Origin of the sequence: Acetobacter sp. KSO5, from assembly GCF_044094635.1 — a bacterium.
Taxonomy (GTDB): Bacteria; Pseudomonadota; Alphaproteobacteria; order Acetobacterales; family Acetobacteraceae; genus Acetobacter; species Acetobacter cerevisiae.
Genome location: NZ_CP172014.1, coordinates 475,159 through 488,148 on the forward strand (window position 1 = coordinate 475,159; position 12,990 = coordinate 488,148).

At 57.9% G+C, this 12,990-nt stretch carries 9 protein-coding genes and 1 tRNA gene; 3 read left to right on the forward strand and 7 right to left on the reverse strand.

The genetic code is table 11. The annotated features are described in order from the left end of the window. Positions 1-58 precede the first annotated feature (58 nt). A complete protein-coding gene (locus ACHQGU_RS02110; RefSeq protein ID WP_395495707.1) occupies positions 59-1,090 on the forward strand; it encodes a tyrosine-type recombinase/integrase in 1,032 nt (343 codons plus the stop codon). Between the two features lie 58 nt (positions 1,091-1,148). Here ACHQGU_RS02110 and ACHQGU_RS02115 read toward each other — a convergent pair. Then, a tRNA-Glu gene (locus ACHQGU_RS02115) sits at positions 1,149-1,224 on the reverse strand. A 246-nt stretch (positions 1,225-1,470) separates the two neighbouring features. Between ACHQGU_RS02115 and ACHQGU_RS02120 the strand changes: the two genes are divergently transcribed. Then, positions 1,471-1,941 carry a hypothetical protein gene (locus ACHQGU_RS02120; RefSeq protein WP_395495708.1) on the forward strand — a complete coding sequence of 157 codons (471 nt, stop codon included), beginning with the start codon at positions 1,471-1,473 and terminating at the stop codon, positions 1,939-1,941. A gap of 29 nt (positions 1,942-1,970) precedes the next feature. On the opposite strand, the gene ACHQGU_RS02125 is transcribed toward ACHQGU_RS02120, so the two are convergent. Continuing rightward, on the reverse strand, positions 1,971-4,106 hold the full coding sequence (locus tag ACHQGU_RS02125) for a M3 family metallopeptidase (protein ID WP_395495709.1): 2,136 nt from the start codon (positions 4,104-4,106) through the stop codon (positions 1,971-1,973). A 367-nt stretch (positions 4,107-4,473) separates the two neighbouring features. On the opposite strand from ACHQGU_RS02125, the gene ACHQGU_RS02130 reads away from it, so the two are divergent. After that, entirely contained in the window at positions 4,474-7,425 is a 2,952-nt protein-coding gene (locus ACHQGU_RS02130; protein WP_395495710.1) for a TonB-dependent receptor domain-containing protein, read from the forward strand. A gap of 96 nt (positions 7,426-7,521) precedes the next feature. Here the strand turns inward: ACHQGU_RS02130 and ACHQGU_RS02135 are convergent, their stop codons facing one another. The 5 genes from ACHQGU_RS02135 to ACHQGU_RS02155 all read right to left on the reverse strand — a co-directional run bounded on the left by ACHQGU_RS02135 (position 7,522) and on the right by ACHQGU_RS02155 (position 12,959). After that, on the reverse strand, positions 7,522-7,950 hold the full coding sequence (locus tag ACHQGU_RS02135) for a DUF1489 family protein (protein WP_395495711.1): 429 nt from the start codon (positions 7,948-7,950) through the stop codon (positions 7,522-7,524). 104 nt (positions 7,951-8,054) lie between these two features. Beyond that, on the reverse strand, positions 8,055-9,167 hold the full coding sequence (locus ACHQGU_RS02140; RefSeq protein WP_395495712.1) for a nucleoside hydrolase: 1,113 nt from the start codon (positions 9,165-9,167) through the stop codon (positions 8,055-8,057). An 89-nt stretch (positions 9,168-9,256) separates the two neighbouring features. Further along, positions 9,257-9,766, reverse strand: coding sequence for a GNAT family N-acetyltransferase (locus ACHQGU_RS02145; protein WP_395495713.1), 510 nt, complete (start codon positions 9,764-9,766; stop codon positions 9,257-9,259). A 26-nt stretch (positions 9,767-9,792) separates the two neighbouring features. Further along, positions 9,793-10,965, reverse strand: coding sequence for a radical SAM family heme chaperone HemW (hemW, locus tag ACHQGU_RS02150; protein ID WP_395496360.1), 1,173 nt, complete (start codon positions 10,963-10,965; stop codon positions 9,793-9,795). Next, positions 10,962-12,959, reverse strand: coding sequence for a potassium transporter Kup (locus ACHQGU_RS02155; protein ID WP_395495714.1), 1,998 nt, complete (start codon positions 12,957-12,959; stop codon positions 10,962-10,964). The genes hemW and ACHQGU_RS02155 overlap by 4 nt, the downstream gene beginning before the upstream one ends. Between the last annotated feature and the right edge of the window lie 31 nt (positions 12,960-12,990).

The following is a 12,990-nucleotide window of genomic DNA, read 5'->3' on the forward strand; positions in this document are numbered from 1 at the left end:
TCGGGGGGTGTCTTCGCATCGCCTACGATGACCTGATGGCCTATCTGGAGGCTATGAGGTGCCCCGCATCCGCAACGACAAACCGCATCTTGAGAAAAGGCGTGGCAAATGGGCCATTGTCTGGTGGGCAGACGGTAAACGCCGAAGACTTTCGACGGGAACGGATGATGAGAAAAATGCTCGACAAGCCTTAGTTGATTTTGAAAATGCGCTTGAAAAGCAACCGCTCAAAATGTCGCTGTCGACGGCTTTTGAGCGGTATGTGGCCTCGCGTAGCGGAAAGATCTCGGATCTGAAGCGCCTGCAAGAAGCCATTGTGCCGTTGAGTCAGGCAATGGGTTATCTGCGTGTCGATCAGGTCGATCAAAGGGCTTGGGACACTTATGCAGCAAACCGCTTTAAAAAAAGCGGACGATCGGAAGCCGAGAATATTCCGGTTTCGCCGGGGACATTGAGGCGCGAGTTCAATGTTTTGCGTGCGACCATGAGGCGGGCGTGGAAAGATGGCTTTTTGCTCAGGCCGCCTGAAATTGAGCCGCCACGGGATTCTGCGCCGCGGGATCGGTTCCTCACTAAAGAGGAAGCTCGGCGTCTGTTGGATGCGTGTGAAACGCAGCATGTTCGTACTTTCATGGCAATCGCGCTTTTTACAGGGGCACGTAAGGGGTCAATCCTTGCCCTGACCTGGGATCGTGTGCACTGGAAAACCGGACTAATTGATTTCCAGGAACCGGATCGGCCTATTACCAACAAGCGCCGTGCGGTGGTGCCAATGACTCGAACATTGAGAGAGGAATTGGAAAAGGCTCAGAGTATGGCGAACGGGCCGTATGTCGTGCATTGGCACGGTAAGCCTGTTCCCACCGGTCTGCGCTGGTCATTTGCTAAGGCCTGCGCACGTGCAGGGTTAACATGGAAGCCAACGCCACATCACATAAAGCACAGCGTCGCATCGTGGTTTGCCATGGATCGAGTCCCAATCGATCAGGCCGCAGACTGGTTGGCCACTGACCCGACGACTCTTCGCCGAGTTTATCGGAAGTTTGATCCGGCATATTTGCGGGAGATAGCAGATGCCTTTGAACTGTAGTGGTCCATGTGGACCAGTAAGCCATCTGTGGATAAGTAAAATTATCCAGCAAAATCAATGGCGTCCCGTACGGGATTCGAACCCGTGTTGCCGCCGTGAAAGGGCGGTGTCCTAGGCCTCTAGACGAACGGGACAAGAGGCTGCGTTGGGCCTTGATCTAGAGGGGTTTTCGGGGACCGTCAAGCAAGATTTTCAGATTTTTTGATTTTTTTTATGGAGCGCGAAAAGGGGCCGCAGAAAAGCCGGGAACAGTGGGCTTCTCCCGGCCCACGTGCGGCCTTGCCAGGATCCGTCAGACAGTTGGGGAAGATGTGCCGTGTTTGGTCGGTCGGCACGGGAAGGGCCGTTGTGCCGGAGAATAAGGGCAGAACCGCATCGTTATGGTCAGTCTGCACAGGCTACGCTACGGAGGGGACATTAACCGGTTGGGAGAGAAAGCCATGCAGCGCACACGAAAGGAACGAAAACGCCCGCTCTATCGGCTTCTGGTGTGCATAGCGCTGTGTGGGGCGTGTGCGTGGGGGGAGGCCGGTCTGGCGGCTGAGAGAAATGATGTGGGCGGTACCATGAAGACCCCCGGAGGCATCGCCCGGTGTGACCTGACAACCGGGCGTCCGGCATTCTGTGATGGCCCCTATAGCGGGCGGGCTATTCTGCCGCAGGACGGCGCTTACCATCTGTGTGATGTCACGCTCGGCACAGCCCGGTTCTGTTACGGGCTTTATACCGGGCGCGCTGTGGTCCGGCAGGCGCGCGGAGGCTATGCGCGGTGTGACCTCACACTGGGGCGCATTACGTTCTGCGAAGGTCCGTACACAGGAACGGCGGTTATTCCGCAAAGCGCAGAATAACCGCCGTAAGACACCCTGAGGGCAGGGCCTTAGTTTTTGGAACCGTTCAGGCCACGGAACGTCAGCATCGGGCCGATATCCGGGTCCTTGCCATAGAAGGCGCGGAACATCGGGCCGTAATCCTGCGTATGGCCGCGGGAGAGGATCATGTCACGGAAGCGTTCGCCATTCTTGCGGGTCAGGCCACCGTTTTTCTCGAACCATGCGAACGTGTCATCATCCAGCATTTCTGTCCACAGGTAAGCGTAATACCCAGCTGAATAGCCGTTGGACCAGATGTGCAGAAAGTAGCTGGAGCGGTAGCGCGGCGGCACCAGATCTGTTTCCAGCCCCATTTTGCTCAGAGCGGATTTTTCAAACACATCCACATCCTGCTTTGGCGCATCGGCACCAAGGCTGTGCCAGTCCATATCCAGCTCTGCCGCGCTCACGACTTCACCCAGACGGTAACCCTGATTGAAGGTTGCAGCCTTTTTCAGCAGCGCTACCAGATTTTCCGGCATCGGTGCGCCGGTTTTGTAATGGTGGGCATAGTGGGCCAGCACCGGGGCGTTCAGCGCCCAGTGTTCGTTGAACTGGGAGGGGAATTCCACAAAGTCCCGCGCCACGGAGGTGCCGGAGATAATCGGATAGGTCTGTTTGGCAAACAGGCCGTGCAGCGCATGCCCGAATTCATGGAACATGGTGGTCACATCATCAAAGCTGATCAGCGCGGGTTCGCCCTGAGCCGGTTTGGTGAAGTTGGCCACGTTATATACAACAGGCTTGGTGCCCAGCAGAGCAGACTGCCCCACAAAGTTGGACATCCATGCGCCGCCGTTCTTGTTGTCGCGCTGGAAGTAATCGAAATAGATCAGGCCGAGTTCGGACCCGTCTTTATCGAACACTTCAAACACCATGACATCCGGGTTGTAGGTCGGAATATCCGTGCGGCGCTTGAAGGTGACGCCATACAGGCTGTTGGCGGCAAAAAACACGCCGTCCTGCAGCACTGTATTCAGCTCGAAATAGGGTTTGACCTGATTTTCATCAAAGTTGAGGCGCGCCTTGCGGACCTGACCGGCATAGTAGGGCCAGTCCCACGGCTTGAGCTCAAAGGACGCACCGCTTTTGGCAATGGTCTTCTGAATGTCGGCGGCTTCACGCTTCTGTTCCGCGGCAAGGGCCGGGACAATCTGTGCAATAAAGCTGTGGACGGCTTCCGGCGTTTTGGCCATCTGGTCCGCCAGCACATAGGCAGCATAGTTCTTGTAGCCAAACAGGGCGGCTTTCTGGGCGCGCAGCTGGGCGATGGTGGCAATGGTGTCACGCGTATCGCCGTCACCGCCTTTTTCCACACGGGTCCAGGACTGCTCGAACAGGGCCTGACGGGTTTCACGGTCCGTCAGGGTTTCCATGGCGGGCTGCTGCGTGGTGTTCTGCAGCGGCAGGAGCCATTTGCCATCCAGCTTGCGCTCGGTGGCAGCTGTCTGCGCAGCCGTAATGGCGGCGGCATCCAGACCGGCCAGTTTGGCTTTGTCCGACACAACCAGAGCGGAGGCTTTGGTGCCTGCCAGCAGCTTCTGCTGGAACACGGTTTCCAGCTTGGACAGGCGGGTGTTCAGGTCGCGCAGCTTGGCTTTGTCATCATCAGAGAGCTGAGCGCCGGCCTGCACGAAGTTCTGGTAATAGACGTCCAGAGCCTGCTTCTGTTCTGCGTTCAGCCCCAGCGTGTCCTTGCGGGCGTGCAGATACTGGATTCGTGCAAACAGTTTGGGATTGAGGAAAATGCTGTCTTCATGCGCGGACAGTTTCGGCCCGACCACTTCCTGCACTTTATCGAGCACAGGATTGGTGTTGGCGGAATACACACCGCTGAAGGTTTCCAGCGTGCGGTCCAGCAGGCGGCCGGAGCGTTCCATGGCGGAAATGGTGTTTTCAAACGTCGCCGGTTCGGAACTGTTGGCGATTCGCTCCATCTCTTCAGCCTGCTCGGCCATGCCCTGCTCAAGCGCGGGCTGGTAGTCCGTGTCCTTGATCAGATCAAAGCGCGGGGCGTGGTAGGGCAGGGTGCTTTCTGCGGCAAACGGGTTGGACGCCGGCAGGGTGGCGGCAGTGGCGTCTGTGCTCCAGCCTGCGAGGCAGGTTGCGGCTGTCGCGGCGTAAAGCCAGGGGCGACGGATCATTCTTTTTCTCCTCGAATGCCCCCGGAGCGCGCCAGAATTCCACCGTGCCAGAGGGCTCTTACTTTCACGGTTAGGGGGCGCGGGAGGAGCGAGTCAAGAAAGCTCTGTGGCATCTGGGTGACAGAAAGAATGGATTCAAAACGATTTTTCTTTTCGGAAAGAAAACATTGAATCAAAAGATATTTTTGATCGATTTGAGTCGGGTTTCGGAAACAAAGTGACATCGTTACGATAGTGGTGTGTTTTTAATGCCGCATATTTCGAGAAAAGGTTTTTGTATCGAAATTTAAGCGTGACACGCGCAGAGCTGTTTCTTAATTCGGAGATACTAACGTAATCAAAATGTAATATCGCGCAGGAAACACCTATGTCCCATACTGATCGCAGAAAGAAGCGCCTGCCGCTCTCTTTCTCCCTCCTTTATGCGTTGCCGGTTTTTGCTGCGGTGTCGCCTGCCATAGCTCAGGCTGCGGATGTTGAAGCAAAAGCTGGCAAGACAACGGTTGCCAGCAAAACAGCTCCCCGCACGACTTCCAAAACAACAGCACAGCCTGTTGCCCGGAAAGTAACGGCCACCAAAAAGAATGGTGCGACACTCAAAAGCGTTGCCGATACGTCCCCCAAGGAATCCAACAGCCCGGAAAACGTGGTTGTGACCGGCTCCGCCCTGCGCTCTGGCCGCTACAACCCCAACCCGGTGCAGACGGTTACGGCTAAAGAAATCCAGCAGACGTCTGCTACGACCATTGGTGATTATCTGCAGCGTCTGCCCTCCATTGGCAGCAGCGGCACACAGAACACCACACAGAATGGCGGCGGCGGCATGTCCTGCGCGGATATCCGTAACCTTGGCTCCAGCCGCGTTCTGGTGCTGATTGACGGCAAGCGCATGATTCAGACCATGGGCAATGGTGCGGCCTGTGCGGATCTGAACAACATCCCGTCCGACATGGTTGAGAGCATCGAAATTCTGAAAGATGGTGGCTCTGAACTGTACGGTGCTGACGCTGTGGCGGGTGTGATCAACGTCAAGCTCAAGCATAACATTCAGGGTGGCAACATCACTGTGCGTGGTGGCATCACCGATGTGGGCGATGACCGCACCGGCAAGATTTCCGGCCATTACGGGTTCAACTTCGATCACGACAAGGGCAACATCTCCGTCTTCGGTCAGTATATGACGCAGGGCGGGATCATGCAGAAAGACCGTGATTACCTGTCCAAACCCTGGGCGACAGACCCGGCGATTGGCAGCAATCCGACGTACGGGTCCGGTATTACGGCTGGCTCCCGCATCATGAATGACTCGACAGGGCTGGATGTTGTGGCCAACGCCAATGGCAACGGCACACATCCTTTTACATCGGCTGATCGCTATAACTACGGCAGCACGTCATCTCTGCTCAGCTATCTGGAACAGGGCTCTCTGAACGGCGATGCGCATTATGATGTGAACGAACATTTCAAGCTTTATGCCAATGTTCAGTACACCCATAAGGCCTCTTCCCAGATGATGGCGGGCATGCCGGTGACGGGCAGTGTATACCCGTCCAACCTGGTCAATCCGCTGACCATGCCGACCAACGCTCCGTATTATGACAGCTCCTGGGGTGACAACTCCTATATGTATCGCCGTTACACTGAACTGGGCGGTCGTGAGAGCAATCAGGCGTCTGACACCTATCAGGTGACGGCTGGTGCCAAGGGCAAGATTGTCGGCAACTGGGAATATGATGTTTCCATGAGCTACGGCGATAGCCAGACGACGTACAACACCCTCAATCAGATCAACTACAATCATCTGATGCAGGTCTATGGCATTCGTCAGCTGGACCCCACGAGCTCCAGCAGTGCGGTCACGTATGACCCTTCCGTCTGTCAGGCATCTGCTGGCTGTGCGCTGGCTGACCCGCTGCAGAATCTGACGGGTAAGGCCAAGCAGTACGCCACGTTCAACGAGCATGATCATGCAGACTACCAGCTGCGTGACTTCAACGCCCGCGTTCACAACGATAAAGTTGTGAAGCTGCCTTACGAGCATGGTGGCACGATTGGTGTTGCTGGTGGTATCGAACACCGCAGTGAGCAGGCCAGCTACCATGCTGACCCGCTGACCATGAACGGCGATTCCGCAGGGAACTCCTCCTCCAACACTGGTGGCGGGTTCAACGCGACGGAAGTCTATGCAGAAGCAAAAATCCCGCTGCTGCGTGACGCTTTTCTGGCAAAAGATCTGTCTGTTGACGGACAGGGCCGCTGGTCTCACTACAACACCTTCGGTAGCACCCAGACTTGGAAACTCTCTATTGACTGGGCACCGGTGCGTGACATCCGGTTCTATGCAACGCTGGGCACGTCCTTCCGCCAGCCGAGCGTGAACGAGCTGTATGGTGGTCAGGGAATCAGCTACGACACGGCGAATGATCCCTGTGCACAGGCATCCTCCTACGGTTCACAGTCTGCTGCTGTTACGGCGTACTGCCAGAAGATGGGCATCAACACTGCAACCTTCAAACAGCCAAACAACCAGATTTCTACAGTAACAGGTGGGAACTCGCACCTGTCTCCGGAAACGGCACGGACCTATACCATCGGGACGACTGTTACCCCCCGCTGGATTCCTGGCCTGACCGCAACGGTTGATTACTGGCACTACACGATCAAGAACATGATCGGCACGCTGCCGACGCAGTACATCGTTGATTCCTGTGCAACCGGTAATTCCTACCAGTGCCAGTTTGTGAACCCGCGTAACTCGACGGGTCAGCTGACGACGGTGGATAATATCTATCAGAACGTCGGTGGCCTGCGGACCAGCGGTATTGATTTTGATCTGACCTACCGCCTGCGTCTGGGCTGGCAGGACATGATTGTTCTGAACAACAACTTCCAGCAGCTGGTGTCTTACCTCCAGCAGAACGAGCCGGGTGGTGAGTGGAACAACTATGCTGGTCGTATGTTCTATCAGGGCTATGGCTCAGGCCAGCCGCGCGTGCGTGACTATGCGACGGTCACCTGGAACCATAACAACTTCCGTCTGACCTATATGATGTCCTACATGGGCGGCATGAAATGGAATGACGGAACGAGCGATGTGTCCTGCTCCACGTATGCCTATTGCAAAACGCCTGGTATCTTCACGCATGATGTTACGGTTGGCTACACCATGGGCCGCTGGAACCTCTCTGCTGGTGTGAACAACATTCTGGACAAGAAAGCCCCGTTTGTTGCTGACGGCGCAACCAACACCAATGCTCAGCTCTACGGGTCTGAAATGATTGGTCGTTATGTGTTCATGCAGGTTGGGGCAGACTTCTAAGCTCTGGCCAGCCGGAGCGGGTTTTCCCGCTCCCACGGACATAAAAAAAAGCCTCCTTCGTTAAGAAGGGGGCTTTTTTTATGGCCGAAGAGGTTTTTAAAGCCCCAGTAGCGTCAGCTCTTTCTGCAAATGGGGCGGCAGGTTTGAGCTTTGTGTGCCGGAAAGATCTGGCGGGGCATCGGCAGGTTTCAGGTAGCGCCACCCCTGAAAGGGGCGCATGGCGCGGGGTTCAACCCGGATGATCTCTGGGGAGAGCAGGATGAGCGTGCCCTGTGTGCCATCTGCCCGCGTTTCGGTTTGCAGGTCCAGCACCTGCTGGCGGCACTGAATCAAACCGCTGATAACCCGATAGAGAGAGCCACCCTGCAGGATTCCCTCACTCTGGCGGGGGAAGGTGCGGGTATGCACCACCGGCAGGCGCGCGCTGTGGTGCGGGTGCTGCCGGGTGTTGTGAGGGTCTTTCTGCCGTTCCGCCAGTTCTTCAACCGAACTGACACCGACAACCAGTTTAATGAGGTTGAGCATGCTGCCAGCCTACAGCAAGTCGAGCGGATTTTGAAAATCCGGCTGGCAAGGGCGGCAGGGTGTGGGGCTTGCCAGCACACCCTGCCAGCGTGAAGGGAAGGGCTTTACAGACCCTGCGCCTGCTTCACGAAGTTTTCCTGAAACTTCTCAGCATCAATTTTCTGCACCAGTGTTACTTCCCGCACGCCCATGGCAACCGGGGCCAGATTTTTGGGCCAGACATGGGCGTGGCCGTAGCTGTAGCCTTTGGCGGTTTCCACATCCATGTAGGCTTTGACGGACTGTTTCACGAGGGACGGGTCAGCCGCAATGGCGGCGGCCATTTCATCCCACAGCGGCAGCGGTGAGAAGTTACGGCTCATATAGCTGGTCACCGGCGTGTTTTTGCTGGCAATGCGGGCCATGTAGGGCTTTGTCATCATGATGTCGTTAGAGACATTCCCTACCACGGTGATGGACGGCCATGCGGCGGTCAGCGTGATGTGGGCGGCTTCCGGGTCAAAAATCATGTTGAAATCAGACGCGAAATTCGCACTGCCGGTGATGGACATCATGCTGGTGTCAATCAGCCCACCCATAAACACCAGCTGCTTGGCGGTAGCGGCAAACGTCGGGTCCAGACGGATGGCCAGTGCCAGATTGGTCATGGGGCCAGCTTCAAAAATCGTGACCTGATGCGGGTGCGCATGCACCATGCGGATCAGGAACATGGCGGCCGGTTCTGCAATGGCCGGGGTTTTGGGCGCGCCTTCTGTAAATTTGGGCAGCGGCGGCTGGATGGAGGGCACATTGTCCATGGAGCCGGGGCCACCCCATGCGCCTTTCCACGGAATGGCACCATATTGCTTCTCCCGCAGGCGCATGAGTTCCACGCTGTTAATCAGCGGATACACAGCGCCGTCAGCAACCGGAATATCCTCATGGTGGGCAATTTCCAGAAAGCGGCGGAGGTGAGCGGATTCCGCATTCTCCCAGTCATCCCCCGCGCAAACGGTAAAGCCCAGAACCTTGATATGCGGGTTGGCCAGCAGCGGGATGGTGGACTGAATGTCTGACCCGCCCGGGCCGAGAAAATCGTTGTCTTCAATCACCAGTTCCGGGGCGTCGGCTTTCTCGTCCGCACGGGCATGGGGGGCGGCGCACAGCACGGCCAGCGTTGCGGCAAGGGCGGAAGTCAGCCGCAGAAGAGGGCGATGGGTGGGGGGACGCTGACGCATGAAAAGCCTCGGTTGGTTAAGAAGAGCACCCGGGTGGGTAACATGCCGCAAGCGTATCGTTAAATGGAATGGGAAGGGAATATGGCAGTTCAAAAATTCTGCCAGATAAAGCGCTGTCGCCCCGGTCTGTGGCCGGCTGCCTGCGTGGCAATAAAGCCGCTTTTTTCCAGCAGAGCCCATGAAGCCTGATTTTCAGGCCGACATTCCGCAATCAGGGTTCGGTGCGGGAAAAGGCTGCTGAGTTTGGCCAGAAGTGCAGAAAGAGCTTCCCGCGCAATGCCTTTGCGGTGTTGCTGCGGGTGCACCCAGTAGCCGATTTCAATCTCGTCGTTGTCCCGCAAATGGACGCCCATGACAGCCACCATATCGGGCTGACCATGGAACCAGACGCCGACAAACCGGTCCTGCCCGTCTGACCGGCCTGCAATCAGCTTTTGCGCATCCTGCACGGAAAAAGGCGTGGGCAGGAAATGCACGATCTCGGTGATTTCCGGGTGGTTTGTCAGGCTTTGCAATGCCTGAGCATCCACATCTGTCAGCCCCCTGAGGAACAAACGCGATGTCTCAAAGGACGGGAAGGAGGTCAATGTCTCTATCACGCAGGCTCCATAGTATGGGGCTTCGCTTACAGCACCAATGCCCCGAGCAGGGCTTCCAGTCGCAGGCGGCCTTCCGGGGTGGCGCGGAGGGTTTCGGCGGTTTGCTCCAGATAGCCTTCTTCAAGTGCTGCTTCCAGAATAACCGGGTCCAGCGCGTCGTGCAGGCTCAGGCCGGTGCGGGCGGTAAAGCGGTGGGCGTTGATGCCTTCCGTGACGCGCAGGCCCATCAGCAGCATTTCCCGCGCGCGGTCCGTCGGGTCCAGCGCATCCTGCGAGGTCTGGCCGGTACCGGTGCGTTCCACCAGATCCGCCCAGGGTTCCGGCGCACGGTGGCGGCGGGTGGCAAACAGGGCGTCACCTTGCGTGATGCGTCCATGCGCGCCGGGGCCGAGGCCCAGATAATCGCCATAGCGCCAGTAGGTCAGGTTATGGCGGCTTTCACTGCCGGGGCGGGCGTAGTTGGAGACTTCATAGCCCGCCAGACCGTGCCGTGCAGTAACCTCGCTGGTTTCCTGATACAGTCGGGCGGCGGCGTCTTCATCCGGCAGGGTGAACGCGCCGGTGCGATACAGGGCTTCAAATTTGGTGCCGGGTTCAATGGTCAGCTGATAGAGCGAGACATGGTCTGCCACCAGACTGAGTGCGGTATCCAGTTCGGCCTGCCAGTCAGCCAGCGTCTGGCAGGGGCGGGCATAAATCAGGTCAAACGTAATGCGGGGGAACAGGCCACGCGCAATCTCAAGCGCGGCGAGGGCCTGCTTGGCCGAATGTTCCCGGCCCAGAAACTTGAGCGAGGCATCATCCAGCGCCTGAATACCTAGCGAAACCCGGTTCACTCCCGCCTGCCGGAAGGCGCTCAGGCGGCCAGATTCTACGCTGGTCGGGTTGGCTTCCAGCGTGATTTCAAGGTTGGGCAGCGGCTCGAAAAGCGTTGTGGCATCGGCAATCAGCGCGGCCACACTCTCGGGAGCCATCAGGGAGGGCGTGCCCCCGCCAAAGAAGATGGAGCCGAGTTTGCGGCGGCCCAGCCGCGCGGCCTCATGCGCCAGTTCCGTGCGCAGGGCAGCCGCAAAGCGAGCCTCCGGCATCCGTTCCCGCACGTGTGAGTTGAAGTCACAGTACGGGCATTTGGCCAGACAGAATGGCCAGTGGATGTAGAGCGCGAGAGGCTCGGCGCTTGAAGGTGCGAGGGCGGTCAGATGGCCACCTTCACGCCCAGCTGCACCACGCGGTCCGGCGGAATACGGAAAAATTCCATGCTGGAGGTGGCGTTGCGTGCCATGAACAGGAACAGGGACATCCGCCAGTGCGAAATGCGCGGCACGGAAGAGCGGGTAATGAGTTCGCGGGATGTGAAGTAAGAGGCCTGCAGGGCGTCAAAATCCACGCCGTTGGACTTCAGGTCTTCCAGTGCGCGCGGGATGTTCGGCATTTCCATAAAGCCGTACCGCAGGATGACGCGGTAGATATTGGGGGCCAGTTCTTCCACCGCCACGCGGTGGCCACGGTCGGCTTCCGGCTGGTCAAGGTTCTGCACTGTTACAAACAGCACGTGGTCATGCAGGATCTTGTTGTGGCGCAGGTTATGCAGCAGGCAGGGCGGCACAAAGTCCGGCGTGCCCGTCATGAACACGGCCATGCCCGGCACGCGGATAATGCGGGACTGCGGCAGACGCGCAATGAAGGAGCCCATGGGCAGGCTGTCCTGCCGCTGGCGGGCCACAATCAGGCCGCGGCCCTTCTTCCATGTGGTCATCATCAGGGTCAGCACACAGCCCAGCAACACCGGCACCCAGCCGCCATCGGGGATCTTCAGCGCATTGGCGGCAAAGAAGGTGCTGTCCAGCGCCAGGAAGCCGCCAAACACAAGGGCCACCTGCCAGACAGGCCAGTTGAAGTGTTTACGGAACACCACAATGGCCAGAATGGAGGTGCAGATGAAGGTGCCTGTCACGGCAATGCCGTAAGCCGAGGCCAGAGCGTCGGAACTGCGGAAGGCCACAACCAGCAGCACGGCGCCCACGGCAAGAAAGCGGTTGAAGTCCGGCAGATAGATCTGGCCTTCTTCTTCCGCATTGGTGTGGGTAATGCGCAGGCGCGGCATGTAGCCAAGCTGGATAAGCTGACGGCAGATAGAGAAGCCGCCGGAAATCCCGGCCTGACTGGCAATAACGGTAGCGAAGGTGGAAAGCACCACCATCGGCCCCTGCATCCAGTGCGGGCACATCAGGAAGAACGGGTTTATCAGCGCTTTGGGATCAGCAATGACCAGCGCGGCCTGACCAAAATAGTTCAGCACCAGCATGGGCAGCACAAAGAACAGCCAGGCGTAGCGGATGGGTGCGCGGCCAAAATGGCCCATATCGGCATACAGCGCCTCCGCCCCGGTGACGCACAGCACCACGGAGCCAAGGGCGAGGAACGAAAGCCTGCCGTGATAGAACACAAATTCCAGCGCATAGGTGGGGGAAAGCGCCATCAAAACCCCGGGGTGATGCAGGATCTGCACAACGCCCAGCGCCCCCAGCGTGCCGAACCACAGCAGCATGACCGGCCCGAAAATGGTCCCGACCTTCCCGGTGCCGATCCACTGCACGCTGAACAGACTGATAATGACCAGAATGGCAATGGGGATCACAAAGTCATGCGCGGCAGGCACGCTGACTTCCACCCCTTCAATAGCCGAGAGCACCGAAATGGCCGGGGTAATAATGCCATCCCCAAAGAACAGACAGGCCCCGACAATGCCCACCAGCCCAAGTGCCCATCGGGTCCTGGGGTTGGTGGCCATACGCTGGGCGAGGGACATGATGGCAAGAATGCCGCCCTCGCCATTATGGTCGGCCCGCATGATCAGGATAACGTATTTGACCGTCACGATGAGGATCAGCGTCCAGAAAATAAGACTGGCGACCCCCATAATTTCCCACGGGGCGACGTTATGGTGCCCGGAAATCACTTCCACTGTGGAGCGGAAGGCATAAAGCGGGCTGGTCCCGATATCCCCATACACAACGCCCAGCACACCCAGCAGAGCGGCAAAGCCCACAGGGGCGGCCGCATGTTGCGGGTGGTCGGCGTCAAATTCCGTAATCTGTGGCTTTTCAGCCTGAGCCGGAGCGGGTTGTGCCGCGGCGTGGGGTGGGGTGCCAGACTGCGGGTCTGTTCCGGGGGTTTTAGCAGGGTCTGTCATGTCAGTTCTGGCTCCACGTCGCTCGTGGGAA

What these genes read in the sequence shown, in the direction of transcription:
- ACHQGU_RS02155 (WP_395495714.1), bottom strand. Translation starts at nt 12,959, where the DNA reads ATGACAGACCCTGCTAAAACCCCCGGAACAGACCCGCAGTCTGGCACC.
- ACHQGU_RS02125 (WP_395495709.1), bottom strand. Translation starts at nt 4,106, where the DNA reads ATGATCCGTCGCCCCTGGCTTTACGCCGCGACAGCCGCAACCTGCCTC.
- ACHQGU_RS02120 (WP_395495708.1), top strand. Translation starts at nt 1,471, where the DNA reads ATGGTCAGTCTGCACAGGCTACGCTACGGAGGGGACATTAACCGGTTG.
- ACHQGU_RS02130 (WP_395495710.1), top strand. Translation starts at nt 4,474, where the DNA reads ATGTCCCATACTGATCGCAGAAAGAAGCGCCTGCCGCTCTCTTTCTCC.
- ACHQGU_RS02135 (WP_395495711.1), bottom strand. Translation starts at nt 7,950, where the DNA reads ATGCTCAACCTCATTAAACTGGTTGTCGGTGTCAGTTCGGTTGAAGAA.
- ACHQGU_RS02140 (WP_395495712.1), bottom strand. Translation starts at nt 9,167, where the DNA reads ATGCGTCAGCGTCCCCCCACCCATCGCCCTCTTCTGCGGCTGACTTCC.